Source organism: Pseudomonas sp. FP2294, assembly GCF_030687625.1.
Classification (GTDB): Bacteria; Pseudomonadota; Gammaproteobacteria; order Pseudomonadales; family Pseudomonadaceae; genus Aquipseudomonas; species Aquipseudomonas shahriarae.
Genome location: NZ_CP117441.1, coordinates 5,213,508 through 5,232,460 on the forward strand (window position 1 = coordinate 5,213,508; position 18,953 = coordinate 5,232,460).

The window sequence follows — 18,953 nt, forward strand, 5'->3', positions numbered from 1 at the left end:
AGATTTTCAGAGAAAAGTAGCTGAAATAACGCAAAAACCGCCCAAATGAGGGCGGTTCTGCTTATCACTTAGAGTCAGTTAAGCGATACACCCAGCGCTGTTGCGATTCCTTCTCCATAAGCGGGATCAGCCTTGAAGAAGTGCTGCAGTTGACGCTGAACCACATCACTGGAAACCCCGGCCATCGCGCCGGCGATGTTGTTAATCAACAGCGCTTTTTGCTCAGCGTTCATCAGGCGAAACAGCGCACCGGCATGGCTGTAGTAATCAGTGTCTTCGCGGTGGTCGTAACGATCGGCCGCACCACTGAGCGCCAAGGCTGGTTCTGCGTACTGCGGTGCCTGTTGTGGCGCATCGGCGTAACTGTTTGGCTCGTAGTTGGGAGCCGCACCGCCGTTGGTGCCGAACGCCATGGACCCGTCACGCTGATAGGTGTTGACCGGACTGCGTGGAGCATTCACTGGCAGGTGCTGATGGTTAGTGCCGATACGGTAGCGGTGCGCATCGGCGTAAGCGAATACACGGCCCTGCAGCATGCGATCCGGCGACAAACCGACGCCTGGCACCATGTTGCTTGGGCCGAACGCGGCCTGCTCCACTTCGGCGAAGTAGTTCTGCGGGTTGCGGTTCAACTCCAGCTCACCCACTTCAATCAACGGAAACTCTTTCTGCGACCAGGTTTTGGTTACGTCGAAGGGGTTCTCGTAGTGAGCGTTGGCCTGGGCCTCAGTCATGATCTGGATGCACACACGCCATTTAGGGAAGTCACCGCGCTCAATGGCCCCAAACAGATCGCGCTGGGCGTAATCCGGATCGGTACCGGCCAGACGCGCTGCATCGGCAGGCGCCAGGTTCTTGATGCCTTGCTTGGTCTTGTAGTGCCACTTCACCCAATGACGCTCGCCATTGGCGTTGATCAAGCTGTAGGTGTGGCTACCAAAGCCGTGCATATGACGGTAGCCGTCAGGGATGCCACGGTCCGAAAACAGGATGGTGACCTGGTGCAGCGCCTCAGGCGAGTGCGACCAGAAGTCCCACATCATCTGTGCACTTTTCAGGTTGCTTTGCGGCAGGCGCTTTTGAGTGTGGATAAAGTCGGGGAACTTCAGCGGGTCACGGATAAAGAACACCGGGGTGTTGTTACCAACGATGTCCCAGTTGCCTTCTTCGGTGTAGAACTTCAGCGCGAAGCCACGTGGGTCGCGCTCGGTGTCTGCCGAGCCGCGTTCACCACCTACGGTAGAGAAGCGCAGAAAGGTCGGAGTCTGCTTACCGACAGCTTCAAACAGTTTGGCATTGGTGTATTGGGTGATGTCTTTGGTAACCGTGAAGGTCCCATACGCTCCCGAGCCTTTGGCGTGTACGCGGCGCTCTGGGATGTTTTCACGGTTGAAGTGGGCAAGCTTCTCGATCAGGTGAAAGTCGTCGAGCAACAACGGGCCACGCGGGCCGGCGGAACGGGAATTCTGGTTATCCGCAACGGGAGCACCGCTGGCGGTTGTAAGGGTTTTATTCTGGCTCATGCTCAATCTCCTCAGGTCAGTCTTGGAACTGCCGGCTAATCGGCTTGGAGGCAGTATTGACCAGGAAGATGACACCTTCAAATGTATTAAATCATGCCACTCAATAGATTTTTACTAACACCCAATCGACTCGCATAGCCAAAGGGCAATGAGTGAACATCACGTTGCTTTTCAATCGCCCACAAAAAACCGGGCACTAGGCCCGGTTTTTCGTAGCAGACTGTCGTCTTACTCGGCGGATACAGCTTCGCCAGCAGTAGCACGATCAACCAACTCGACGTACGCCATAGGCGCGTTGTCGCCAGTGCGGAAACCGCACTTGAGGATGCGCAGGTAGCCACCCTCACGGGTAGCATAACGCTTGCCCAGGTCGTTGAAGAGCTTACCAACGATAGCTTTCGAACGAGTACGGTCGAAAGCCAGACGGCGGTTAGCCAGGCTGTCTGTCTTGGCCAAAGTGATCAGCGGCTCAGCAACGCGACGCAGTTCTTTGGCTTTCGGCAGTGTAGTTTTAATCAGCTCGTGCTCGAACAGCGACACCGCCATGTTTTGAAACATGGCCTTGCGGTGCGAGCTGGTACGGCTCAGGTGACGACCACTTTTACGATGACGCATGGTTCATTCCTTACCAAACTCACGTTCGGTGATTACGACGATCAGGCAGTCGCCTTGTCGTCCTTCTTAAGACTTGCAGGCGGCCAGTTGTCGAGGCGCATGCCGAGGGACAGACCGCGGGAGGCCAGAACGTCCTTGATTTCAGTCAAGGATTTCTTGCCCAGGTTCGGAGTCTTCAACAGTTCTACTTCGGTACGCTGAATCAGGTCACCGATGTAGTAAATGTTTTCCGCCTTAAGGCAGTTAGCCGAACGTACAGTCAGTTCCAGATCGTCAACCGGGCGAAGCAGGATCGGATCGATCTCGTCTTCCTGCTCGATTACCACTGGTTCGCTGTCACCTTTGAGGTCGACGAACGCAGCCAACTGCTGTTGCAGAATGGTTGCAGCGCGGCGAATAGCCTCTTCAGGATCCAGAGTACCGTTGGTTTCCAGATCAATAACCAGCTTGTCCAGGTTAGTACGCTGCTCGACACGGGCGTTTTCCACCACGTATGCGATACGGCGAACCGGGCTGAACGAAGAGTCAAGCTGCAAGCGACCAATGCTGCGGCTTTCGTCTTCATCGCTCTGACGCGAGTCGGCCGGTTCATAACCACGACCACGAGCTACGGTGAGCTTCATGTTCAAAGCGCCGTTAGACGCCAGGTTAGCGATTACGTGATCGGGGTTAACGATCTCGACATCATGATCCAGCTGAATATCGGCAGCGGTAACCACCCCCGAACCCTTCTTCGACAAGGTCAGCGTAACTTCGTCACGGCCGTGCAGCTTGATAGCCAGACCTTTAAGGTTCAACAGGATTTCAATTACGTCTTCCTGTACACCTTCGATGGCGCTGTACTCGTGGAGCACACCGTCAATCTCGGCCTCGACTACTGCACAGCCGGGCATTGAGGACAACAGGATGCGGCGCAGCGCGTTGCCCAGGGTGTGGCCAAAACCACGCTCGAGAGGCTCGAGAGTGATCTTGGCGCGGGTTGGACTGACAACCTGCACATCAATGTGGCGGGGTGTCAGGAACTCATTTACCGAAATCTGCATGGATGCACCTATTTTCTAGCCCTTACTTGGAGTAGAGCTCGACAATCAGGCTTTCGTTGATGTCGGCGGACAGATCACTGCGAGCAGGAACGTTCTTGAAAACGCCCGACTTCTTCTCAGTGTCTACTTCTACCCATTCTACGCGGCCACGTTGGGCACACAGATCGAGAGCTTGGACAATGCGAAGTTGGTTTTTTGCTTTCTCGCGAATCGCGACCACGTCACCAGCACGAACCTGGTAGGACGGAACGTTAACGGTTTGGCCGTTTACGCTGACGGATTTGTGCGATACCAGCTGACGGGATTCGGCACGAGTCGAACCAAAGCCCATACGGTATACAACGTTGTCCAGACGGCATTCGAGCAGTTGCAGCAGGTTTTCACCGGTTGCACCTTTCTTGCCAGCAGCTTCTTTGTAGTAGCCGCTGAACTGACGCTCGAGAACGCCGTAGATACGACGGACCTTCTGCTTTTCACGCAGTTGGGTGCCGTAATCGGACTGGCGACCGCGGCGTTGGCCGTGGATACCAGGTGCTGCTTCAATGTTGCACTTCGATTCGATCGCGCGCACGCCGCTCTTCAGGAAGAGATCGGTGCCTTCGCGACGAGCGAGTTTGCATTTTGGACCAATGTAACGAGCCATTCTTTACAATCTCCTGGATTACACGCGGCGCTTCTTCGGCGGACGGCACCCGTTGTGCGGGATTGGCGTCACGTCGGTGATGCTGGCGATCTTATAGCCACAGCCGTTCAAAGCACGGACAGCAGACTCACGACCTGGACCTGGACCCTTGACGTTAACGTCGAGGTTTTTCAGGCCATATTCCAGCGCAGCTTGACCAGCACGTTCAGCAGCTACTTGAGCAGCAAACGGGGTGGACTTGCGGGAACCGCGGAAACCCGAACCACCGGAGGTAGCCCAAGAAAGCGCGTTACCTTGACGGTCGGTGATGGTCACGATGGTGTTGTTAAAAGATGCATGGATGTGGGCGATGCCATCAACCACTGTCTTTTTAACTTTTTTACGAGGACGAGCAGCAGGTTTTGCCATGATAATTTTCCTGTCGATTCGCTGGGGCGATTACTTGCGGATCGGCTTACGCGGACCTTTACGGGTACGCGCGTTAGTCTTGGTACGCTGACCGCGCACTGGAAGACCACGACGATGACGCAGACCGCGATAGCAACCGAGGTCCATCAAACGCTTGATTTTCATGTTGATTTCGCGACGCAGGTCACCTTCAGTGGTGAACTTCGCCACTTCGCCACGCAGCAATTCAATCTGCTCGTCGCTCAGATCCTTGATCTTAGCGGCTGGGTTTACCCCAGCAACTGCGCAAATTTTCTGCGCAGTAGTGCGACCAACACCATAGATGTAGGTCAGCGAGATAACAGTGTGCTTGTTATCTGGAATGTTAACGCCTGCAATACGGGCCATTCAGTGGGACTCCAATTGACAGCTACCTACGCCCCGGAAGCCAAGAAATAGGGCGCGAGATAATATCGCTGTAATAACAAATAATCAACCCGGCAGCGCACTAGCTGCCGGGCTTCAAGCGGATCACACTCAGCCTTGGCGCTGTTTGTGACGCGGTTCCGCGCTGCAAATTACTCGAACAACACCTTCGCGGCGAATAATCTTGCAGTTACGGCACAGCTTTTTCACCGATGCACGAACTTTCATCACCAACTCCTCGAACCTTATGGGGTACTCAGCGCAACATGCCGCTGCCGTAGCCCTTCAGGTTGGCTTTCTTCATCAGGGATTCGTACTGGTGCGAAACGAGGTGCGATTGTACTTGGGACATGAAGTCCATCACAACCACGACCACGATCAGCAACGAGGTCCCGCCAAGGTAGAACGGAACGTTTGCTGCAACCACCAGGAACTGGGGCAACAAGCACACGGCCGTCATATATAGAGCACCGAACAGGGTCAAACGGGTCAGAACGCCATCAATGTAGCGCGCCGACTGCTCGCCTGGACGAATACCCGGAATAAAGGCACCGGACTTCTTCAGGTTTTCCGCTACGTCTTTCGGATTGAACATCAACGCCGTATAGAAGAAGCAGAAGAAAATAATCCCTGCACTAAACAGCAGAATATTCAACGGCTGACCAGGAGCGATCGACTGCGAGATGTCCTGCAACCAGCCCATACCTTCAGACTGACCAAACCAGGCACCCAGCGAAGCCGGGAACAGCAAAATGCTGCTCGCGAAGATAGCAGGAATAACACCGGCCATATTCACTTTCAGCGGCAAGTGGCTGGTCTGCGCAGCGAAGACCTTACGGCCCTGCTGACGCTTGGCGTAGTGAACAGCAATACGACGCTGGCCACGCTCAATGAACACCACAAAACCGATAATCGCTACTGCCAGCAAACCGATGGCAACCAAGGCGAAGATATTGATATCACCCTGACGTGCAGACTCGAAAGACTGCCCGATTGCCCTCGGAAGACCGGCGACGATACCTGCGAAAATCAACATCGAGATACCGTTGCCAACACCACGCTCAGTAATCTGCTCACCCAGCCACATCATGAACATCGCACCAGCCACAAATGTGGTTACCGCGACGAAATGGAAGCCAAAGTCACCAGTGAACGCTACGCCCTGCCCTGCCAGACCAATGGACATGCCAATAGCCTGGACAAGAGCAAGAGCGACAGTGAGGTAGCGGGTGTACTGGCTTATCTTGCGACGACCAGCTTCACCTTCCTTCTTCAACTGCTCCAGCTGCGGGCTGACGGCGCTCATCAACTGCATGATGATCGATGCCGAAATGTACGGCATGATCCCCAGTGCAAAGATGCTCATCCGCTCCAGCGCGCCGCCGGAAAACATGTTGAACAAGCTAAGAATGGTCCCCTCATTCTGTCGAAACAGGTCTGCGAGTCGGTCCGGGTTGATACCTGGAACCGGGATGTGTGCGCCTATTCGGTAGACGATAATCGCCAGGAACAGAAAACGCAGACGAGCCCAAAGTTCAGACATACCGCCTTTGCCGAGCGCTGAGAGAGCACCTTGCTTAGCCATTTATTCCTCGAACTTGCCGCCAGCTGCTTCGATAGCCGAACGCGCACCTTTGGTGGCGCCGATTCCCTTGCCGATAGTGACAGCGCGAGTCACTTCACCGGACAGCATGATTTTCACACGCTGTACGTTGACGTTGATCACGTTGGCATCTTTCAGGGTCTGCACGGTAACGATGTCGCCTTCCACTTTAGCCAGCTCGGACAGACGCACTTCTGCGCGGTCCATGGCCTTCAGGGAAACGAAACCGAACTTCGGCAGGCGACGATGCAGCGGCTGTTGACCGCCTTCAAAGCCTGGAGCGATGGTGCCACCGGAGCGGGAGGTTTGACCTTTGTGGCCACGGCCACCAGTCTTACCCAAACCGCTACCGATACCACGGCCCGGACGATGCTTTTCGCGACGGGAACCCGGCGCTGGACTCAGATCATTGAGTTTCATCGATTAACCCTCGACACGCAGCATGTAGTAAGCCTTGTTGATCATCCCGCGATTCTCGGGAGTATCCTGGACTTCTACAGTGTGACCGATGCGACGCAGACCCAAACCCTTAACGCACAATTTGTGGTTAGGGATGCGGCCGGTCATGCTTTTGATCAGCGTTACTTTAACGGTAGCCATGATCAGAAGATCTCCTTGACGCTTTTGCCACGCTTGGCGGCAATGGATTCAGGAGATTGCATAGCTTTCAAACCTTTGAAAGTGGCGTGAACCACGTTTACCGGGTTAGTCGAGCCGTAGCACTTGGCCAGAACGTTCTGAACACCAGCAACCTCGAGGACAGCACGCATAGCGCCGCCAGCGATGATACCGGTACCTTCAGAAGCAGGCTGCATGTACACCTTCGAAGCGCCGTGAGCGGACTTCATTGCGTACTGCAGAGTGGTGCCGTTCAGGTCAACTTGGATCATGTTGCGACGAGCAGCTTCCATTGCCTTCTGGATCGCAGCAGGCACTTCACGCGACTTGCCACGGCCGAAGCCAACACGGCCCTTACCATCACCAACCACGGTCAACGCGGTGAAGGTGAAGATACGGCCGCCTTTAACGGTTTTGGCTACGCGGTTAACTTGAACCAGCTTCTCAATGTAGCCTTCGTCGCGCTTTTGGTCGTTATTTGACATAACTTAGAACTCCAGCCCAGCTTCACGAGCAGCATCAGCCAGCGCTTTAACGCGGCCGTGGTACTTGAAGCCAGAGCGGTCGAAAGCCACTTGCGAGACGCCAGCGGCCTTAGCACGCGTAGCGACCAGCTGGCCAACCTTAGTGGCCGCGTCGATGTTGCCAGTGGCACCATCACGCAGTTCTTTATCCAAAGTCGAGGCGCTTGCCAGGACTTTGTTGCCGTCGGCCGAGATGACCTGGGCGTAGATGTGCTGCGACGAGCGGAACACGCAGAGACGCACGACTTCGAGTTCGTGCATTTTCAGGCGTGCTTTGCGAGCGCGACGCAGTCGAGTAACTTTTTTGTCGGTCATTTGCTATGCCCTACTTCTTCTTGGCTTCTTTACGACGGACGACTTCGTCCGCGTAGCGCACACCTTTGCCTTTGTACGGCTCTGGTGGACGGAAGTCGCGGATCTCGGCAGCCACTTGACCTACCAGCTGCTTGTCGATGCCCTTGATCAGGATATCGGTCTGGCTAGGAGTTTCAGCGGTGATGCCTTCCGGCAGTTCGTAATCCACTGGGTGCGAGAAGCCAAGGGCCAGGTTCAAAACCGTGCCTTTTGCTTGCGCTTTGTAACCAACACCGACCAGCTGGAGCTTACGCTCGAAGCCTTGGCTTACGCCTTGGACCATGTTGTTTACCAACGCACGCGTGGTACCGGCCATTGCGCGAGTTTGTTGATCGCCATTGCGAGCAGCGAAACGCAGCTCACCAGCTTCTTCAACGATCTCAACGGACGAATGGATGTTCAGTTCAAGAGTACCCTTGGCACCCTTCACCGAAAGCTGTTGGCCTGCGAATTTTACTTCGACACCGGCTGGCAGCTTAACGGGGTTCTTAGCGACGCGAGACATGCTTATCCCCCCTTAGAACACAGTGCAAAGAACTTCGCCGCCGACACCGGCAGCGCGCGCAGCACGATCCGTCATCACACCTTTGTTGGTGGAGACGATAGACACGCCAAGACCGCCACGAACTTTCGGCAGATCTTCAACGGACTTGTACTGACGCAGGCCTGGACGGCTAACGCGCTTCACTTCCTCGATGACCGGACGGCCTTCGAAGTACTTCAGCTCGATGGACAGCAGTGGCTTGATTTCGCTGCTGATCTGATAACCCGCAATGTAGCCTTCGTCTTTCAGGACTTTGGCAACAGCTACCTTCAACGTGGAAGATGGCATGCTTACGACGGACTTTTCAGCCATCTGGGCATTACGGATACGAGTTAGCATGTCCGCTAACGGGTCCTGCATACTCATGGGCTAGACGCTCCTAATACAAAAAAATTAGCCTTGCGGCTACATATGTCACCGAGAATCTCCGGGCATAAAACACACGGGCTCAGGCGAGCCGCGTATTTTAGACACACTCCGGAAATGAAACAAGCCCCAAAAGGGGCTTGTTCCAGATTCTAGGCCACCGGCGGTCAGTATCTTGCGATCCTGGCCACCGAGACTTCGAAAGTACTTACCAGCTGGCTTTAACCAGACCAGGTACGTCACCACGCATTGCCGCTTCACGCAGTTTGTTACGGCCGAGGCCGAACTTGCGGTAAACGCCGTGCGGACGACCGGTCAGGCGGCAGCGGTTACGCATGCGCGAAGCGCTTGCGTCACGTGGCTGCTTCTGCAGAGCTACTGTAGCTTCCCAACGCGCTTCTGGACTTGCGTTCAGATCAACGATGATAGCTTTCAGTGCTGCACGCTTCTTGGCGTACTTGGCAACCGTGAGCTGACGCTTCAGCTCGCGGTTTTTCATGCTCATCTTGGCCATGGTCCTACTCCAATCAGTTGCGGAACGGGAATTTGAACGCACGCAGCAGAGCGCGGCCTTCATCATCGTTCTTGGCAGTGGTGGTCAGGGTGATGTCCAGACCGCGGAGAGCATCGATCTTGTCGTAGTCGATTTCCGGGAAGATGATCTGCTCTTTCACGCCCATGCTGTAGTTACCACGACCATCGAAGGACTTGGCATTCAGGCCGCGGAAGTCGCGAACCCGAGGCAGGGAGATCGACAGCAGACGATCCAGGAACTCGTACATACGCTCACGGCGCAGAGTCACTTTGACACCGATCGGCCAACCTTCACGGACTTTAAAGCCAGCGATGGATTTCCGAGCGTAAGTCACAACGACTTTTTGACCGGTGATCTTTTCCAGGTCAGCAACAGCGTGCTCGATGACTTTTTTGTCACCGATCGCTTCGCCCAGACCCATGTTCAGGGTGATTTTGGTAACGCGCGGAACTTCCATCACGTTCGAAAGCTTAAGTTCTTCCTTAAGCTTCGGAGCGATTTCCTTCCGGTAAATCTCTTTTAGTCGTGCCATGGTCTTATCTACCTAGCAGTGTTCAAGCATCAACCGCTTTTTGGGTCGACTTGAAGACACGAATTTTCTTACCGTCTTCTACTTTGAAACCAACGCGGTCAGCCTTGTTGGTTTCGCCGTTGAAGATGGCGACGTTAGAAGCGTGCAATGGCGCTTCTTTCTCGACGATACCGCCCTGTACGCCCGACGCGGGGTTAGGCTTGGTATGACGCTTGACCAGGTTCAGACCACCAATGACCAGACGGTCATCAGCAAGAACCTTCAGCACCTTACCGCGCTTACCTTTGTCTTTGCCGGCGATCACGATGATCTCGTCGTCACGACGAATCTTTTGCATGTCGGATCTCCTTACAGCACTTCTGGGGCGAGCGAGACGATCTTCATGAACTTCTCAGTACGAAGTTCACGGGTCACTGGCCCAAAGATACGGGTGCCGATCGGCTCTTGCTTGTTGTTCAGAAGAACAGCAGCGTTGCCATCAAAGCGGATAATGGAGCCATCAGCACGACGTACGCCGTGACGAGTGCGGACTACAACAGCAGTCATCACTTGGCCTTTTTTCACTTTACCGCGAGGAATTGCTTCCTTCACGGTAACTTTGATGATGTCACCGATACCAGCGTAACGACGATGGGAGCCACCCAGCACCTTGATGCACATAACACGGCGAGCGCCGCTGTTATCGGCCACATCGAGCATGGATTGAGTCTGAATCATATAATTTCTCCGACCCCTAGTCCTTAGACTTCCACAGCGCGTTCGAGAACATCAACCAGCGCCCAAGACTTGGTCTTGGCCAGCGGACGAGTTTCACGAATAGTGACTTTGTCGCCGATGTGGCACTGATTGGTTTCGTCGTGCGCGTGCAGCTTAGTCGAACGCTTAACATATTTACCGTAGATCGGGTGCTTAACGCGACGCTCGATCAAAACGGTGATGGTTTTGTCCATCTTGTCGCTGACAACACGGCCAGTCAGCGTACGGACAGTCTTTTCGGCTTCAGCCATGATCACTTACCTGCCTGCTGGTTGAGCACAGTCTTCACGCGAGCGATGTCACGCTTAACTTGCGAGAGCAGATGAGACTGCCCCAACTGGCCAGTTGCTTTCTGCATACGCAGATTGAACTGGTCGCGCAGCAGGCCGAGCAGTTGCTCGTTCAGCTGCTGTGCGGATTTTTCACGAAGTTCATTCGCTTTCATCACATCACCGTCCGTTTAACAAAGGCGGTGGCGAGCGGCAGCTTTGCAGCAGCCAGGGCAAAAGCCTCACGCGCCAGCTCTTCAGTTACACCCTCGATTTCATACAGGACTTTGCCTGGCTGAATCTGGGCTACCCAGTATTCCACGTTACCCTTACCTTTACCCATCCGAACCTCGAGAGGCTTTTTGGAGATCGGCTTGTCCGGGAATACACGGATCCAGATCTTGCCGCCACGTTTAACGTGACGGGTCAGAGCACGACGCGCTGACTCGATCTGACGAGCGGTGAGACGACCACGAGCTACAGACTTCAGCGCGAACTCGCCGAAGCTGACTTTGCTACCGCGCTGAGCCAGACCACGGTTGTGGCCTGTCATCTGCTTGCGGAACTTCGTACGCTTAGGTTGCAACATTTGGCGTACCCCTTACTTAGCAGCTTTTTTACGAGGCGCTGGTGCTTGTGGTTTCAGTTCTTCTTGGCGACCACCAATTACTTCGCCCTTGAAGATCCAAACCTTTACACCGATCACACCGTAAGTGGTGTGAGCTTCGTAGTTGGCATAGTCGATGTCGGCACGCAGGGTGTGCAATGGCACACGACCTTCGCGATACCATTCAGTACGTGCGATTTCAGCACCGCCGAGACGACCGCTCACTTGGATTTTGATGCCTTTGGCACCAATGCGCATGGCGTTCTGTACAGCGCGCTTCATAGCACGACGGAACATTACGCGGCGCTCCAGCTGCTGAGCTACGCTCTGCGCAACCAGCATACCGTCGAGCTCCGGCTTGCGGATCTCTTCGATATTGATGTGCACAGGCACACCCATTTGCTTGGTCAGGTCCTGACGCAGTTTCTCAACATCTTCACCTTTCTTCCCGATAACGATACCTGGACGAGCGGTGTGGATGGTGATACGTGCAGTTTGCGCCGGACGATGGATATCGATACGGCTTACGGACGCGCTTTTTAGTTTGTCTTGGAGATACTCACGCACCTTCAGATCAGCGAACAAATAGTCCGCATAAGTCCGACCGTCTGCGTACCAGACGGAGGTGTGCTCCTTGACGATTCCCAGGCGAATGCCAATGGGATGTACTTTCTGACCCATCTCTTCGACTCCGTTACTTGTCAGCAACCTTGACAGTGATATGGCAAGACCGCTTGACGATGCGATCAGCACGGCCTTTGGCACGCGGCATGATACGCTTCAGCGAACGCCCTTCGTTGACGAAAACGGTGCTGACCTTCAGGTCATCAACGTCTGCGCCTTCGTTATGCTCGGCGTTGGCTACGGCCGACTCCAGCACTTTCTTCATGATCTCGGCGGCTTTCTTACTGCTGAAAGCCAACAGGTTGAGCGCTTCGCCCACCTTCTTCCCGCGGATCTGGTCGGCGACCAAGCGGGCTTTCTGGGCGGAGATTCGAGCGCCCGACAACTTAGCGGCTACTTCCATTTCCTAACCCCTTAACGCTTGGCTTTCTTGTCTGCCACGTGCCCACGATAAGTGCGGGTACCGGCAAACTCGCCCAGTTTGTGGCCGACCATGTCTTCGTTAACGAGAACTGGGACGTGCTGACGACCGTTGTGTACTGCGATGGTCAAACCGACCATTTGTGGCAGGATCATAGAACGGCGCGACCAGGTCTTAACTGGTTTGCGATCGTTCTTTTCCGCCGCCACTTCGATCTTCTTCAGTAGGTGAAGATCAATAAAAGGACCTTTTTTCAGAGAACGTGGCACTGTCGTATCCCTCTATTTACTTGCGACGACGGACGATCATTTTGTCGGTACGCTTATTACCACGAGTCTTCGCGCCCTTAGTCGGGAAGCCCCATGGCGATACCGGATGACGACCACCAGAGGTACGACCTTCACCACCACCGTGTGGGTGGTCAACCGGGTTCATGGCAACACCACGAACGGTTGGGCGAACGCCACGCCAGCGTTTGGCACCAGCTTTACCCAGCGAACGCAGGCTGTGCTCGGAGTTCGAGACTTCGCCCAGGGTCGCACGGCATTCAGCCAGTACTTTACGCATCTCACCAGAACGCAGACGCAGGGTCACGTAGACACCTTCACGAGCGATCAGCTGAGCCGAAGCACCAGCGGAACGAGCGATCTGTGCGCCTTTACCTGGCTTCAATTCGATGCCGTGTACGGTGCTACCAACTGGAATGTTACGCAGTTGCAGAGCGTTGCCCGGCTTGATCGGTGCCAGGGCACCTGCGATCAGCTGGTCGCCAGCACTCACGCCTTTAGGCGCGATGATGTAGCGACGCTCGCCATCTGCGTACAGCAGCAGAGCGATGTGAGCAGTACGGTTTGGATCGTATTCGATACGCTCGACAGTGGCAGAGATGCCATCTTTGTCGTTGCGACGGAAATCGACCAGACGATAATGCTGCTTATGGCCACCACCGATGTGACGAGTGGTAATGCGACCATTGTTGTTACGACCACCAGTCTTCGATTTCTTCTCGAGCAGCGGTGCGTGAGGAGCGCCTTTATGCAGCTCCTGGTTGACCACCTTGACCACAAAACGGCGGCCAGGGGAAGTCGGTTTGCATTTAACGATTGCCATGATGCACCCCTTCCTTACTCAGCACTGCTGCTGAAATCGAGATCTTGGCCTGGCTGAAGGGAGATAACTGCCTTCTTCCAGTCATTACGCTTGCCCAGACCGCGAGCAGTGCGCTTGCTCTTACCCAGAACATTCAGGGTAGTAACACGCTCTACTTTCACGCTGAACAGGCTTTCGACGGCCTTCTTGATTTCCAGCTTGGTTGCGTCAGTTGCAACCTTGAAAACGAACTGGCCTTTCTTGTCAGCCAGAACCGTAGCCTTTTCGGAAACGTGCGGGCCAAGCAGAACTTTAAATACGCGTTCCTGGTTCATCCCAGCAGCTCCTCGAATTTCTTCACGGCCGACACGGTGATCAACACCTTGTCGTATGCGATCAGACTAACTGGATCGGAACCTTGCACGTCACGTACATCAACGTGTGGCAGGTTACGAGCAGCCAGGTACAGGTTCTGATCAACAGCTTCAGACACGATCAGGACATCAGTCAGACCCATGCCGTTCAGCTTGTTCAGCAGATCTTTGGTTTTCGGCGCTTCAACAGCGAAGTCCTGAACCACGACCAGACGATCAGTACGCACGAGTTCAGCAAGGATGGAGCGCAGTGCTGCGCGATACATCTTCTTGTTGAGCTTCTGAGAGTGATCCTGTGGACGAGCTGCGAAAGTGGTACCGCCGCCACGCCAGATTGGGCTACGGATAGTACCGGCACGAGCACGGCCAGTACCTTTCTGACGCCAAGGGCGCTTACCGCCACCACGAACGTCGGAACGGGTCTTTTGCTGCTTGCTACCTTGACGGCCGCCGGCCATGTAGGCCACGACTGCTTGGTGAACGAGCGTCTCGTTGAATTCGCCGCCAAATGTCAGTTCGGAAACTTCGATCGCTTGAGCGTCATTTACATTTAATTGCATGTCAGCTTCCCCTTAACCGCGAGCCTTGGCCGCTGGACGTACAACCAGGTTGCCGCCAGTAGCGCCAGGAACAGCACCCTTGACCAACAACAGATTGCGTTCAGCGTCGACGCGCACTACTTCGAGGGACTGCACGGTCACGCGCTCAGCGCCCATATGACCGGACATTTTTTTGCCCTTGAATACACGACCAGGAGTCTGGCACTGGCCAATAGAGCCCGGGACGCGGTGGGAAACGGAGTTACCGTGAGTGTTGTCTTGGCCACGGAAATTCCAACGCTTGATCGTACCCTGGAAGCCTTTACCCTTGGACTGACCGGTTACATCAACCAGTTGACCAGCGGCGAAGATTTCAGCGTTGATCAGATCGCCAGCCTGGTAGTCACCATCTTCAAGACGGAACTCCATAACAGTACGACCAGCTGCAACGTTTGCTTTAGCGAAGTGACCTGCTTGAGCAGCAGTCACGCGCGAAGCACGACGCTCGCCGACAGTGACTTGCACTGCACGATAGCCATCGGTTTCTTCAGTTTTGAACTGGGTGACGCGATTCGGCTCGATCTCAATGACCGTGACCGGAATGGAGACACCTTCTTCGGTGAAAATACGGGTCATACCGCATTTACGACCGACTACACCAATAGTCATGTTGTAAACCTCATGAGTGTACGGGGCTTTCACCCGCTATGGCCGCCCATTTCAGAGCGTTACACGACTAAGACCCGAGTCTTAGCCGAGGCTGATCTGTACTTCCACACCGGCCGCCAGATCAAGCTTCATAAGTGCATCAACGGTTTTATCCGTTGGCTGGACGATGTCCAGAACGCGCTTATGAGTACGGATCTCGTACTGGTCACGCGCGTCTTTGTTGACGTGCGGGGAGACCAGAACGGTGAACCGCTCTTTGCGGGTAGGCAGTGGAATAGGACCACGCACTTGTGCCCCAGTACGTTTCGCGGTTTCCACGATTTCCTGGGTGGATTGGTCGATCAGGCGATGGTCAAAAGCCTTCAACCTGATACGGATTTGCTGATTTTGCATTGGATTTCAGACTCCGGCTGCTATTCCCACCGAGCGCACTGCGCCCGTTAAAAGGAGGCGCAATTCTATAGACGCCCCAGATAGGTGTCAACCCAATAAAAAAGCCCCCGCTGAGCGGGGGCTTTTCAAAGCATCGAAGCTATCTCAGAAGAGATGCTTACTCGATGATTTTAGCTACAACGCCAGCACCAACGGTACGGCCGCCTTCACGGATTGCGAAGCGCAGACCGTCTTCCATTGCGATGGTTTTGATCAGGGTGACAACCATTTTGATGTTGTCGCCTGGCATTACCATTTCAACGCCTTCCGGCAGTTCGCAGTTACCAGTCACGTCAGTAGTACGGAAGTAGAACTGTGGACGGTAGCCTTTGAAGAACGGAGTGTGACGACCGCCTTCTTCTTTGCTCAGCACGTACACTTCAGCTTCGAACTTGGTGTGCGGCTTAACCGAACCTGGCTTAACCAGAACCTGGCCACGCTCAACGTCGTCACGCTTGGTACCACGCAGCAGAACGCCGCAGTTCTCGCCAGCACGACCTTCGTCAAGCAGCTTACGGAACATTTCAACACCGGTGCAGGTGGTGACGGTAGTGTCACGCAGACCAACGATTTCCAGTGGATCCTGAACCTTGACGATACCGCGCTCGATACGACCAGTTACAACAGTACCGCGACCGGAGATCGAGAATACGTCTTCGATTGGCATCAGGAACGGCTTGTCGATAACACGAACTGGATCTGGGATGTAGCTGTCCAGAGTCTCAACCAGTTTACGAACGGACGTGGTGCCCATTTCGTTATCGTCTTTGCCTTCCAGAGCCATACGAGCAGAACCGATGATGATCGGAGTGTCGTCGCCTGGGAAGTCGTAAGTGCTCAGCAGATCGCGCACTTCCATCTCAACCAGTTCCAGCAGCTCAGCGTCGTCTACCAGGTCGGCCTTGTTCAGGTAAACCACGATGTACGGAACGCCTACCTGACGGGACAGCAGGATGTGCTCACGGGTTTGTGGCATCGGACCATCAGCGGCCGAGCAAACCAGGATTGCGCCGTCCATCTGGGCAGCACCGGTGATCATGTTCTTCACATAGTCAGCGTGACCTGGGCAGTCAACGTGAGCGTAGTGACGGATCAGCGAGTTGTATTCAACGTGCGCGGTGTTGATGGTGATACCACGAGCTTTTTCTTCTGGCGCGCTGTCGATTTTATCGAAATCAACGATTGCGGAACCGAATACTTCGGAGCAAACGCGAGTCAGAGCAGCAGTCAGAGTGGTTTTACCATGGTCAACGTGACCGATAGTGCCAACGTTGACGTGCGGTAGGGAACGATCAAATTTTTCTTTAGCCACGACAATTAACTCCTTGCCTAAAGGACTGAATCAGCCTTGTTTTTTGGATACAGTTTCAGCGATGTGCGCCGGAGCTGTGTTGTATTTTTTGAATTCCATAGAGTAGCTTGCGCGACCCTGGGACATGGAGCGAACGTCGGTCGCGTAACCGAACATCTCACCCAACGGAACCTCGGCGCGAATCACTTTGCCGGAAACCGTGTCTTCCATACCCAAGATCATGCCGCGACGACGGTTAAGGTCGCCCATGACATCACCCATATAGTCTTCAGGTGTAACAACTTCTACCGCCATGATTGGCTCAAGCAACTCACCACCGCCCTTCTGGGCCAGTTGCTTGGTTGCCATGGAAGCAGCCACCTTAAACGCCATCTCGTTGGAGTCGACGTCGTGGTAAGAACCGTCAAAAACGGTTGCTTTCAGGCCGATCAGCGGATAGCCGGCAACAACACCGTTCTTCATCTGCTCTTCGATACCCTTCTGGATAGCAGGGATGTATTCCTTAGGAACAACACCACCTACTACTTCGTTCACGAATTGCAGACCTTCCTGACCTTCGTCAGCAGGAGCAAAACGGATCCAGCAGTGACCGAACTGACCACGACCGCCGGACTGACGAACGAACTTGCCTTCGATTTCACAGTTCTTCGTGATGCGCTCACGATAGGAAACCTGAGGCTTACCGATGTTGGCTTCGACGTTGAACTCACGGCGCATCCGGTCAACCAGGATGTCCAGGTGCAACTCGCCCATGCCGGAGATGATCGTTTGACCAGTCTCTTCATCAGTCTTGACGCGGAAAGATGGATCTTCCTGAGCAAGCTTGCCCAGTGCAATACCCATTTTTTCCTGGTCATCCTTGGTCTTAGGCTCTACGGCAACCGAGATAACCGGCTCCGGGAAGTCCATGCGAACCAGGATGATTGGCTTAGCAGCGTCGCACAAGGTCTCACCAGTGGTGACATCCTTCATGCCGATCAAGGCCGCGATGTCACCAGCGCGTACTTCCTTGATCTCTTCACGGGCGTTTGCGTGCATTTGCACCATACGACCCACACGCTCTTTCTTGCCCTTGACCGAGTTGATCACGCCGTCGCCGGAGGCCAACACGCCCGAGTAAACGCGGACGAAAGTCAGGGTACCCACGAATGGGTCGGTAGCGATCTTGAACGCCAGAGCCGAGAACGGCTCGCTGTCGTCAGCGTGACGCTCCATCTCTTCTTCCTCGTTATCAGGGTTAGTACCCTTGATAGCAGGAATGTCAGTTGGAGCAGGCAGGTAGTCGATAACGGCGTCGAGAACCAGGGGAACACCCTTGTTCTTGAAGGAAGAACCGCAAACAGCCAAGACGATCTCACCAGCGATAGTACGCTGACGCAGAGCAGCCTTGATTTCCACGTTGGTGAGTTCTTCACCTTCGAGGTACTTGTTCATCAGCTCTTCGCTGGCTTCGGCAGCAGCCTCAACCAGGTTATTGCGCCACTCGTCAGCCAGCTCCTGCAATTCTGCAGGGATAGGCTTACGAACAGGAACCATACCTTTGTCGGCGTCATTCCAGTAGACGGCTTCCATGGTGATCAGATCGATCTGGCCCTGGAAGTTGTCTTCAGAACCGATAGCCAATTGGATTGGCACCGGAGTGTGACCCAGACGCTGCTTGATCTGACCGATCACGCGCAGGAAGTTCGCACCAGCACGGTCCATCTTGTTTACGTAAACAAGACGTGGAACACCGTACTTGTTGGCTTGACGCCATACGGTTTCCGACTGAGGCTCAACGCCCGAAGTACCGCAGAACACAACGACCGCGCCGTCGAGTACACGCAGGGAACGCTCAACTTCAATGGTGAAGTCTACGTGGCCCGGGGTATCGATTACGTTGAAGCGGTGCTCGTCCTTGTACTGCTTGGCAGAACCTTTCCAGAAGGCGGTAATAGCAGCAGAAGTAATGGTAATACCACGCTCCTGCTCCTGAACCATCCAGTCTGTGGTCGCGGCGCCATCATGCACCTCGCCCATTTTGTGACTTTTGCCGGTGTAAAACAGTACGCGCTCGGTGGTGGTGGTTTTACCAGCATCCACGTGAGCAACGATACCGATGTTACGGTAGCGGCTAATCGGAGTAGTACGAGCCATAAAGCCCTCGCA

Annotated in this window: 31 protein-coding genes; all 31 read right to left on the reverse strand. The window is 54.5% G+C overall.

Annotation, left to right across the window (positions count from 1 at the left end; all coding sequences use genetic code 11):
- Positions 1 to 74: 74 nt before the first annotated feature.
- Positions 75 to 1,523, reverse strand: coding sequence for a catalase (locus tag PSH73_RS23455; RefSeq protein ID WP_305461460.1), 1,449 nt, complete (start codon positions 1,521 to 1,523; stop codon positions 75 to 77).
- A gap of 228 nt (positions 1,524 to 1,751) precedes the next feature.
- Positions 1,752 to 2,138 carry a 50S ribosomal protein L17 gene (gene rplQ / locus PSH73_RS23460; protein ID WP_007918448.1) on the reverse strand — a complete coding sequence of 129 codons (387 nt, stop codon included), beginning with the start codon at positions 2,136 to 2,138 and terminating at the stop codon, positions 1,752 to 1,754.
- A gap of 41 nt (positions 2,139 to 2,179) precedes the next feature.
- A complete protein-coding gene (gene rpoA, locus PSH73_RS23465) occupies positions 2,180 to 3,181 on the reverse strand; it encodes a DNA-directed RNA polymerase subunit alpha (protein WP_003176403.1) in 1,002 nt (333 codons plus the stop codon).
- A 22-nt stretch (positions 3,182 to 3,203) separates the two neighbouring features.
- Positions 3,204 to 3,824, reverse strand: coding sequence for a 30S ribosomal protein S4 (rpsD, locus tag PSH73_RS23470; RefSeq protein ID WP_003210056.1), 621 nt, complete (start codon positions 3,822 to 3,824; stop codon positions 3,204 to 3,206).
- A gap of 18 nt (positions 3,825 to 3,842) precedes the next feature.
- The gene (gene rpsK / locus PSH73_RS23475) at positions 3,843 to 4,232 is read right to left on the reverse strand and encodes a 30S ribosomal protein S11 (protein ID WP_002555466.1); all 390 of its coding nucleotides are present in this window, start codon (positions 4,230 to 4,232) and stop codon (positions 3,843 to 3,845) included.
- A 30-nt stretch (positions 4,233 to 4,262) separates the two neighbouring features.
- A complete protein-coding gene (rpsM, locus tag PSH73_RS23480; protein ID WP_024077676.1) occupies positions 4,263 to 4,619 on the reverse strand; it encodes a 30S ribosomal protein S13 in 357 nt (118 codons plus the stop codon).
- Positions 4,620 to 4,748: 129 nt separating this feature from the next.
- Positions 4,749 to 4,865, reverse strand: coding sequence for a 50S ribosomal protein L36 (gene rpmJ / locus PSH73_RS23485; RefSeq protein ID WP_002555468.1), 117 nt, complete (start codon positions 4,863 to 4,865; stop codon positions 4,749 to 4,751).
- A gap of 28 nt (positions 4,866 to 4,893) precedes the next feature.
- Complete coding sequence (gene secY, locus PSH73_RS23490; protein WP_038443739.1) at positions 4,894 to 6,222, reverse strand: preprotein translocase subunit SecY; 1,329 nt, start codon at positions 6,220 to 6,222, stop codon at positions 4,894 to 4,896.
- Positions 6,223 to 6,660 carry a 50S ribosomal protein L15 gene (gene rplO / locus PSH73_RS23495; RefSeq protein ID WP_003176407.1) on the reverse strand — a complete coding sequence of 146 codons (438 nt, stop codon included), beginning with the start codon at positions 6,658 to 6,660 and terminating at the stop codon, positions 6,223 to 6,225.
- A 3-nt stretch (positions 6,661 to 6,663) separates the two neighbouring features.
- On the reverse strand, positions 6,664 to 6,840 hold the full coding sequence (gene rpmD, locus PSH73_RS23500; RefSeq protein ID WP_003176408.1) for a 50S ribosomal protein L30: 177 nt from the start codon (positions 6,838 to 6,840) through the stop codon (positions 6,664 to 6,666).
- A gap of 2 nt (positions 6,841 to 6,842) precedes the next feature.
- A complete protein-coding gene (rpsE, locus tag PSH73_RS23505; protein ID WP_003186035.1) occupies positions 6,843 to 7,343 on the reverse strand; it encodes a 30S ribosomal protein S5 in 501 nt (166 codons plus the stop codon).
- A 3-nt stretch (positions 7,344 to 7,346) separates the two neighbouring features.
- On the reverse strand, positions 7,347 to 7,697 hold the full coding sequence (rplR, locus tag PSH73_RS23510) for a 50S ribosomal protein L18 (RefSeq protein ID WP_003186037.1): 351 nt from the start codon (positions 7,695 to 7,697) through the stop codon (positions 7,347 to 7,349).
- A 10-nt stretch (positions 7,698 to 7,707) separates the two neighbouring features.
- Positions 7,708 to 8,241: a 50S ribosomal protein L6 gene (gene rplF, locus PSH73_RS23515; RefSeq protein WP_003176412.1), complete on the reverse strand. Its 534-nt coding sequence runs from the start codon at positions 8,239 to 8,241 to the stop codon at positions 7,708 to 7,710.
- Between the two features lie 12 nt (positions 8,242 to 8,253).
- Positions 8,254 to 8,646, reverse strand: coding sequence for a 30S ribosomal protein S8 (rpsH, locus tag PSH73_RS23520; protein WP_017848802.1), 393 nt, complete (start codon positions 8,644 to 8,646; stop codon positions 8,254 to 8,256).
- A 208-nt stretch (positions 8,647 to 8,854) separates the two neighbouring features.
- A complete protein-coding gene (rpsN, locus tag PSH73_RS23525; RefSeq protein ID WP_003176414.1) occupies positions 8,855 to 9,160 on the reverse strand; it encodes a 30S ribosomal protein S14 in 306 nt (101 codons plus the stop codon).
- Between the two features lie 13 nt (positions 9,161 to 9,173).
- Positions 9,174 to 9,713 carry a 50S ribosomal protein L5 gene (gene rplE, locus PSH73_RS23530; RefSeq protein WP_003210069.1) on the reverse strand — a complete coding sequence of 180 codons (540 nt, stop codon included), beginning with the start codon at positions 9,711 to 9,713 and terminating at the stop codon, positions 9,174 to 9,176.
- 22 nt (positions 9,714 to 9,735) lie between these two features.
- A complete protein-coding gene (rplX, locus tag PSH73_RS23535; protein ID WP_029299388.1) occupies positions 9,736 to 10,050 on the reverse strand; it encodes a 50S ribosomal protein L24 in 315 nt (104 codons plus the stop codon).
- A gap of 11 nt (positions 10,051 to 10,061) precedes the next feature.
- On the reverse strand, positions 10,062 to 10,430 hold the full coding sequence (rplN, locus tag PSH73_RS23540; protein ID WP_002555479.1) for a 50S ribosomal protein L14: 369 nt from the start codon (positions 10,428 to 10,430) through the stop codon (positions 10,062 to 10,064).
- A gap of 23 nt (positions 10,431 to 10,453) precedes the next feature.
- A complete protein-coding gene (gene rpsQ, locus PSH73_RS23545) occupies positions 10,454 to 10,720 on the reverse strand; it encodes a 30S ribosomal protein S17 (RefSeq protein ID WP_003176419.1) in 267 nt (88 codons plus the stop codon).
- 2 nt (positions 10,721 to 10,722) lie between these two features.
- A complete protein-coding gene (gene rpmC, locus PSH73_RS23550; protein ID WP_002555481.1) occupies positions 10,723 to 10,914 on the reverse strand; it encodes a 50S ribosomal protein L29 in 192 nt (63 codons plus the stop codon).
- Complete coding sequence (gene rplP, locus PSH73_RS23555) at positions 10,914 to 11,327, reverse strand: 50S ribosomal protein L16 (protein ID WP_003232424.1); 414 nt, start codon at positions 11,325 to 11,327, stop codon at positions 10,914 to 10,916. Before rplP ends, rpmC begins: the two co-directional genes overlap by 1 nt.
- A 12-nt stretch (positions 11,328 to 11,339) precedes the next feature.
- On the reverse strand, positions 11,340 to 12,026 hold the full coding sequence (rpsC, locus tag PSH73_RS23560; RefSeq protein WP_003176422.1) for a 30S ribosomal protein S3: 687 nt from the start codon (positions 12,024 to 12,026) through the stop codon (positions 11,340 to 11,342).
- 13 nt (positions 12,027 to 12,039) lie between these two features.
- Positions 12,040 to 12,372 carry a 50S ribosomal protein L22 gene (gene rplV, locus PSH73_RS23565; protein ID WP_003103908.1) on the reverse strand — a complete coding sequence of 111 codons (333 nt, stop codon included), beginning with the start codon at positions 12,370 to 12,372 and terminating at the stop codon, positions 12,040 to 12,042.
- Positions 12,373 to 12,383: 11 nt separating this feature from the next.
- Positions 12,384 to 12,659 carry a 30S ribosomal protein S19 gene (gene rpsS / locus PSH73_RS23570; protein WP_002555486.1) on the reverse strand — a complete coding sequence of 92 codons (276 nt, stop codon included), beginning with the start codon at positions 12,657 to 12,659 and terminating at the stop codon, positions 12,384 to 12,386.
- Positions 12,660 to 12,675: 16 nt separating this feature from the next.
- Positions 12,676 to 13,500 carry a 50S ribosomal protein L2 gene (gene rplB / locus PSH73_RS23575; protein ID WP_003176423.1) on the reverse strand — a complete coding sequence of 275 codons (825 nt, stop codon included), beginning with the start codon at positions 13,498 to 13,500 and terminating at the stop codon, positions 12,676 to 12,678.
- 14 nt (positions 13,501 to 13,514) lie between these two features.
- The gene (gene rplW, locus PSH73_RS23580; protein ID WP_002555488.1) at positions 13,515 to 13,814 is read right to left on the reverse strand and encodes a 50S ribosomal protein L23; all 300 of its coding nucleotides are present in this window, start codon (positions 13,812 to 13,814) and stop codon (positions 13,515 to 13,517) included.
- Positions 13,811 to 14,413 carry a 50S ribosomal protein L4 gene (rplD, locus tag PSH73_RS23585; RefSeq protein WP_057438746.1) on the reverse strand — a complete coding sequence of 201 codons (603 nt, stop codon included), beginning with the start codon at positions 14,411 to 14,413 and terminating at the stop codon, positions 13,811 to 13,813. Before rplD ends, rplW begins: the two co-directional genes overlap by 4 nt.
- 12 nt (positions 14,414 to 14,425) lie before the next feature.
- On the reverse strand, positions 14,426 to 15,061 hold the full coding sequence (gene rplC / locus PSH73_RS23590) for a 50S ribosomal protein L3 (RefSeq protein WP_003194649.1): 636 nt from the start codon (positions 15,059 to 15,061) through the stop codon (positions 14,426 to 14,428).
- An 81-nt stretch (positions 15,062 to 15,142) separates the two neighbouring features.
- Positions 15,143 to 15,454, reverse strand: a complete 312-nt coding sequence (gene rpsJ, locus PSH73_RS23595) for a 30S ribosomal protein S10 (RefSeq protein ID WP_003186070.1) — start codon at positions 15,452 to 15,454, stop codon at positions 15,143 to 15,145.
- A 157-nt stretch (positions 15,455 to 15,611) separates the two neighbouring features.
- Complete coding sequence (gene tuf / locus PSH73_RS23600; protein WP_003176426.1) at positions 15,612 to 16,805, reverse strand: elongation factor Tu; 1,194 nt, start codon at positions 16,803 to 16,805, stop codon at positions 15,612 to 15,614.
- 30 nt (positions 16,806 to 16,835) lie between these two features.
- Positions 16,836 to 18,941 (reverse strand): elongation factor G, encoded by a 2,106-nt coding sequence (gene fusA, locus PSH73_RS23605; protein WP_029299268.1) that lies wholly within the window; start codon positions 18,939 to 18,941, stop codon positions 16,836 to 16,838.
- Positions 18,942 to 18,953 lie beyond the last annotated feature (12 nt).

Coding starts and splice junctions, on each gene's coding strand:
- PSH73_RS23455 (WP_305461460.1), bottom strand. CDS start 1,523: ATGAGCCAGAATAAAACCCTTACAACCGCCAGCGGTGCTCCCGTTGCG.
- rplQ (WP_007918448.1), bottom strand. CDS start 2,138: ATGCGTCATCGTAAAAGTGGTCGTCACCTGAGCCGTACCAGCTCGCAC.
- rpoA (WP_003176403.1), bottom strand. CDS start 3,181: ATGCAGATTTCGGTAAATGAGTTCCTGACACCCCGCCACATTGATGTG.
- rpsD (WP_003210056.1), bottom strand. CDS start 3,824: ATGGCTCGTTACATTGGTCCAAAATGCAAACTCGCTCGTCGCGAAGGC.
- rpsK (WP_002555466.1), bottom strand. CDS start 4,232: ATGGCAAAACCTGCTGCTCGTCCTCGTAAAAAAGTTAAAAAGACAGTG.
- rpsM (WP_024077676.1), bottom strand. CDS start 4,619: ATGGCCCGTATTGCAGGCGTTAACATTCCAGATAACAAGCACACTGTT.
- rpmJ (WP_002555468.1), bottom strand. CDS start 4,865: ATGAAAGTTCGTGCATCGGTGAAAAAGCTGTGCCGTAACTGCAAGATT.
- secY (WP_038443739.1), bottom strand. CDS start 6,222: ATGGCTAAGCAAGGTGCTCTCTCAGCGCTCGGCAAAGGCGGTATGTCT.
- rplO (WP_003176407.1), bottom strand. CDS start 6,660: ATGAAACTCAATGATCTGAGTCCAGCGCCGGGTTCCCGTCGCGAAAAG.
- rpmD (WP_003176408.1), bottom strand. CDS start 6,840: ATGGCTACCGTTAAAGTAACGCTGATCAAAAGCATGACCGGCCGCATC.
- rpsE (WP_003186035.1), bottom strand. CDS start 7,343: ATGTCAAATAACGACCAAAAGCGCGACGAAGGCTACATTGAGAAGCTG.
- rplR (WP_003186037.1), bottom strand. CDS start 7,697: ATGACCGACAAAAAAGTTACTCGACTGCGTCGCGCTCGCAAAGCACGC.
- rplF (WP_003176412.1), bottom strand. CDS start 8,241: ATGTCTCGCGTCGCTAAGAACCCCGTTAAGCTGCCAGCCGGTGTCGAA.
- rpsH (WP_017848802.1), bottom strand. CDS start 8,646: ATGAGTATGCAGGACCCGTTAGCGGACATGCTAACTCGTATCCGTAAT.
- rpsN (WP_003176414.1), bottom strand. CDS start 9,160: ATGGCCAAGATGAGCATGAAAAACCGCGAGCTGAAGCGTCAGCTCACG.
- rplE (WP_003210069.1), bottom strand. CDS start 9,713: ATGGCACGACTAAAAGAGATTTACCGGAAGGAAATCGCTCCGAAGCTT.
- rplX (WP_029299388.1), bottom strand. CDS start 10,050: ATGCAAAAGATTCGTCGTGACGACGAGATCATCGTGATCGCCGGCAAA.
- rplN (WP_002555479.1), bottom strand. CDS start 10,430: ATGATTCAGACTCAATCCATGCTCGATGTGGCCGATAACAGCGGCGCT.
- rpsQ (WP_003176419.1), bottom strand. CDS start 10,720: ATGGCTGAAGCCGAAAAGACTGTCCGTACGCTGACTGGCCGTGTTGTC.
- rpmC (WP_002555481.1), bottom strand. CDS start 10,914: ATGAAAGCGAATGAACTTCGTGAAAAATCCGCACAGCAGCTGAACGAG.
- rplP (WP_003232424.1), bottom strand. CDS start 11,327: ATGTTGCAACCTAAGCGTACGAAGTTCCGCAAGCAGATGACAGGCCAC.
- rpsC (WP_003176422.1), bottom strand. CDS start 12,026: ATGGGTCAGAAAGTACATCCCATTGGCATTCGCCTGGGAATCGTCAAG.
- rplV (WP_003103908.1), bottom strand. CDS start 12,372: ATGGAAGTAGCCGCTAAGTTGTCGGGCGCTCGAATCTCCGCCCAGAAA.
- rplB (WP_003176423.1), bottom strand. CDS start 13,500: ATGGCAATCGTTAAATGCAAACCGACTTCCCCTGGCCGCCGTTTTGTG.
- rplW (WP_002555488.1), bottom strand. CDS start 13,814: ATGAACCAGGAACGCGTATTTAAAGTTCTGCTTGGCCCGCACGTTTCC.
- rplD (WP_057438746.1), bottom strand. CDS start 14,413: ATGCAATTAAATGTAAATGACGCTCAAGCGATCGAAGTTTCCGAACTG.
- rplC (WP_003194649.1), bottom strand. CDS start 15,061: ATGACTATTGGTGTAGTCGGTCGTAAATGCGGTATGACCCGTATTTTC.
- rpsJ (WP_003186070.1), bottom strand. CDS start 15,454: ATGCAAAATCAGCAAATCCGTATCAGGTTGAAGGCTTTTGACCATCGC.
- fusA (WP_029299268.1), bottom strand. CDS start 18,941: ATGGCTCGTACTACTCCGATTAGCCGCTACCGTAACATCGGTATCGTT.